The 4,647-nt window shown below is 73.5% G+C and carries 1 protein-coding gene; it reads right to left on the bottom strand.

What is annotated here, in order from left to right; all coding sequences use genetic code 11:
- The coding region (locus AB0E05_RS36305; RefSeq protein WP_361971869.1) for an amino acid adenylation domain-containing protein at positions 1 to 4,647 on the bottom strand (4,647 nt) is incomplete at both ends.

Raw genomic sequence — 4,647 nt, forward strand, 5'->3', positions numbered from 1 at the left:
AGCCGACGGTGCGGGAGAGGTCGGCGCCGTCGACGACCTGTTCTTCGCGGCCGTGACCCTCCAGATCCACGGTGACGTCGCTCGCCCCGCGCCAGTCCGCGACGGCCAGCGCCAGCGCCGTCAGCAACACGTCGTTCACCTCGGCACGGAAAACCGCGGGGACGGTGGTGAGCAGCGGTGCGCTCCACCGGGCCGGCAGGGCCAGCGCCAGCTCGCGACCGGTGGCGACCGTGTCCACAGCCGGGTCCACGGCCCGCGAACCGAACGGCTCGGCCCCCGGGTTGAACTGGCCCTGCCACAAGGGGAGTTCGGACGTCACGCGGGCGGGGTCGACGGCGGCCTGCCGCAGCCCGTTCGCCCAGGTGCGGAAGGACGTGGCCACCGGCTCCAGCGCGATCGCGGCCCCGGTGCCCGCCTGCTCCCACGCCGACGCCAGGTCCGGCAGCAGGATCCGCCAGGACACCCCGTCCACCACCAGGTGGTGGATCACCAGCAGCAGCCGACCAGTGGCCTCGGGTCCGCCGTCGCACCACACAAACCGGGCGACGCGGCCGGCCTGGGGCGACAGCCAGTCCTGGGCCGCCCGCTCCTGCTCCGCGAAGAAGTCCGTCAGCTCGTCCTGCGCCACGTCCGGCAGGTCCACGCGGACGACGCAGTCACGGGCACTGACCGAACCGCGGGGAGTGACCTCCCAGCTCGGCTCCGACGTCAGCCGCGACCGCAGCGCGTCGTGCCGGTCCAGCACCGCCTGCACGGCGCTGACCAAGCGGTCGAGCCCCAGTTCCGCCTCCACCTCCACCAGCATCGACTGGTAGTAGCGGTCGAACGGCGAAACACCCGAAGCCGTGGCACGGCCGCTCTCCTCCAGCGTCGTCGCCACGATGGGCGTGATCGGCACGACGCCGATGCCGGCACCGGGTTCCTCGACCGCCCCCGCGCCGTCCTCGGCGCTGCGCACCACCTCGGCGAGCGCCTGGACGGTCCGCCGTTGGAAGACGTCCCGGGGGCTGAAGACGAGGCCGGCCTTGCGGGCGCGGCTGACGAGTTGGATGGAGACGATGCTGTCGCCGCCGAGGTCGAAGAAGCTGTCGTCGATGCCGACCTGCGGTACGCCCAGCACCTCGGCGAACACCGCGCACAGCACCCGCTCCACCTCGGAGCGCGCGGCCCTCCCGGAGGTCGACCGCGCCGCGCCGTAATCCGGCGCGGGCAGCGCCCGCCGGTCCAGCTTGCCGTTCGCCGTCAGCGGCAGCGCGTCCAACGCGACCAGCGCGGCGGGCACCATGTACTCCGGCAGCGAGGCCACCGCAGCGGCCCGTACCGCCCCGACGTCCAGCGTCCGACCGGACGGCACCACGTACGCCACCAGCCGTCGGTCGCCCGGCGCCGGCTCGTGGACGGTCACCGCTGCCTGCGCCACCAGCGGATGGGCCGTCAGTACGGACTCGACCTCGCCCGGCTCGACGCGGAAACCGCGGATCTTCACCTGGTCGTCGGTGCGGCCCAGGAACTCCAACTGGCCCTGTTCGCTCCAGCGCACCAGGTCGCCGGTGCGGTACATGCGTGATCCTGCGGGGCCGTACGGGTCGGCGACGAAGCGCTGCGACGTCAGGTCCCGACGGCCCAGATAGCCTCGGGCCAGCCCGCCGCCGGCCACGTACAACTCGCCCGCCACACCCGGCGGCACCTGCCGCAGGGCCGCATCCAGCACACGGACCCGGCCGCCGGCGACCGGCGTGCCGATCACGGGCCGCTCGGCGACGTCGAGCCGGCTGACGACGGACGTCACGGTGGCCTCGGTCGGGCCGTAGCAGTTGTACACCGCGACGCCCGACAGGCCCCGCAGCTCCGACCACAGCGTCTCGGGCAGCGCCTCGCCGCCGAGGCTGACCACGGACGGCCGGCGCTCCGGGTCCCGCAGCAGTCCGCGGTCGAGGACGTGCCGGGCGAACGTGGGCGTGAGGTCCACGACGTCCACGCCGTGGGCGGCGACGTACTCGACCAGCGCCGCCGGGTCCCGGCGACGGTCCTCGTCGATCAGGTGCACCTGGTGCCCGCCCAACAGGCCCAGCAACTGGTCCCACGAGGTGTCGAAGGAGATCGACGTGGTCAGCGCCACCTTCAGCACGTCGCCGTGCTCGGCGCCGAACAGGTCGTCCCGGTGGGCGCGGCACAGGTTCACCAGACTGCGGTGCTCGACGACGACGCCCTTGGGGCGGCCGGTGGAGCCCGAGGTGTAGATGACGTACGCCGGGTCGTACGGCGTCAGCGGGCGCGCGCGCTCCGCATCCGTCAGGTCGGTGCCGGACAGCCGCTCCAGGGCGGCGAGCACGGCCGGATCGTCGAGGACGACCGACTCCGTGCCGGCCGTCGTGCCGACGGTCGCGGCCGTGACCAGGCCGAGCGCCGGACGTGCGTCCTCGACCATGTAGGCGATGCGGTCCGCCGGGTAGTCCGTGTCGACCGGCAGATAGGCGGCGCCGCTCTTCAGCACCGCGAGGAGGCCCACGACCAGGTCCGCGGTACGGGGCAGGGCCAGCGCCACCGTGGAGTCGGGGCCGACGCCGCGGTCCACGAGCAGCCGCGCGAGCCGGTTGGCGCGCTCGTTCAGCTCCCGGTACGTCAGGGTCGCCTCCCGCACCGGACCGGCACCGCCGTCGGCCGCAGCCGAAGGCAGCGACGACACGCCGGCCGGCGCGACCAGTGCGGTGCGCCCCGGCCACGCGGCAGCGGCGCTCTCGAACAGCTCCACGACGGTCGCGGGCGCCGCCGCGGGCGCGGTCCCTGCCCAACGGGCCAACACCTCCCGCTCGTCGCCGCAGAGCACGTCGATCGCGGCCACCGGAAGCTGCGCGTCCCGGCCGATCGCCTCCAGCACCTTCAACAGCCGGGTGAAGATCCGCTCGATCTGCGCCGCGTCGAACACCTGCGGCTGGTAGTCCACCTGGAACTCCAGGCGCTCCCCGGGGATGGCGGCGATGCTGATCGGATAGTGCGCCGGGTCCTCACCGGCGACGTACGACAGGGACAGGTGCCCGGTCGCCCGCTCCAGCCCCGCCTCGTCCAGCGGATAGTTCTCGAACACCAACAGCGTGTCGAAGAGGTCGGAACCGCCCGACGCGGAAGCGCTGGTGCCGGCCGTCGCCAGCGCCTGGAGCCGCGCAAGCCCGACGTGCTCGTACGGCATCAGCGCCGCGTTCTCGTCCTGCAAGCGCCGGACGAGCGACGCCACCGACTCGGCGGGGTCGATGCGCACCCGCACCGGCAGGGTGTTGATGAACAACCCCACCATCTCCTCCACGCCCTCCAGGTCGGCGGGGCGCCCGGAGACGGTGGTGCCGAAGACGACGTCGTCGCGGCCCGTGAGCGAACCGAGCACCAGCGCCCACGCCACCTGCACCAGGGAGTTCGTCGTGACGCCCAGGCCGCGGGCCCGGGCACCCAGCGCCTCGGTCAGCTCCGCCGACGCCCGCGCCGAGTGCGCTTGCGGCAACACCGGCGCGCCGCTGCCGGCGCCGGGCGCCAGCAGGCAGGGCTCGGCCCCGGCCAGCGCCGCCGACCAGGCCCCCTCGGCCGCTTCGGCGTCCTGGTCGGCGAGCCACGCCAGGTAGTTCGCGAACGGCCGCACCCGCGGCAGCCCCGAGTCGTCGGCGTCCCGGCCGTACAGCTCGAAGAGTTCGCCCACCACCAACGGCGTCGACCAGCCGTCCAGCAGGATGTGGTGGTTGGTGAACAGCAGCCGGTGGTGCTCGTCGGCCAGCTTGATGAGGGTGAAGCGCAGCAGGGGAGGGGCGGACAGGTCGAACCGACGGTGCCGGTCCGCCTCGACGGCCCGTGCCGCTTCGGCTTCGGCGTCCGCGCGGCCCATCAGGTCGATCTCGTGCCAGGGCACGTCCACACCCGCCACCACGGCCGAGACGGGCTGCTTGAGGTCGCCCTGCCGGAACCCGGCCCGCAGGTTGTCGTGCCGGTCCAGCAGCCGCTGCGCCGCACGCCGCAGCAGGTCCGCGTCGAGCGCCCCGTGCAGGTCGAACAGCAGCTGGGTGTGGTAGATGTCCACGCCGTCCGCGTCGTAGGAGGCGTGGAAGAACATGCCCTCCTGGAGCGGGGACAGCGGCAGCACGTCCACCGCGCCCGGCACCGCGGCGAGCACCGCGTCCAACTGCCCCGCCGACAGGCCGACCAGCGGGACGTCCGACGGCGTCAAACCGCCCGCGCCCGGCTGCTCGGCATGGATCACCAACGCCTTCAGCGCCTCGAACCAGTACCCGCCGAGAGTCCGCACGTCCTCCTCGGGCAACAGCTTCGACGCCCAGCTCCAGCTGACGACCAGGCGCGGCCCGTTCGGGTGCTCCAACTCGCCCTGCGGAACGTCGTCGCCCACCTGGATCGGGTACGCGTCCGGCGCGCTGTACGCCCCGTCCTCCGTCACCGCCGTGATCTCCAGGACGTGCGGCAGCGGCGCCGCGTCGTCCGTACCGCTGCCGCTGAGCCAACTGGCCTCCGGCGCGATCTCCCACGCACCCCCGGTGCCCTGCCCCGACGGGACGGTGAACCGTCCGAGGTAGTTGAAGCCGATGTCGGGGGTGGGGAGTGGGGTGAGTTGGGGTGTGGTGTGGGGGTTGAGGTGGCGGAGGAGGCCGTAGC

Source organism: Streptomyces sp. NPDC048057 (assembly GCF_040653095.1).
In the GTDB taxonomy this organism is placed as follows: domain Bacteria; phylum Actinomycetota; class Actinomycetes; order Streptomycetales; family Streptomycetaceae; genus Streptomyces.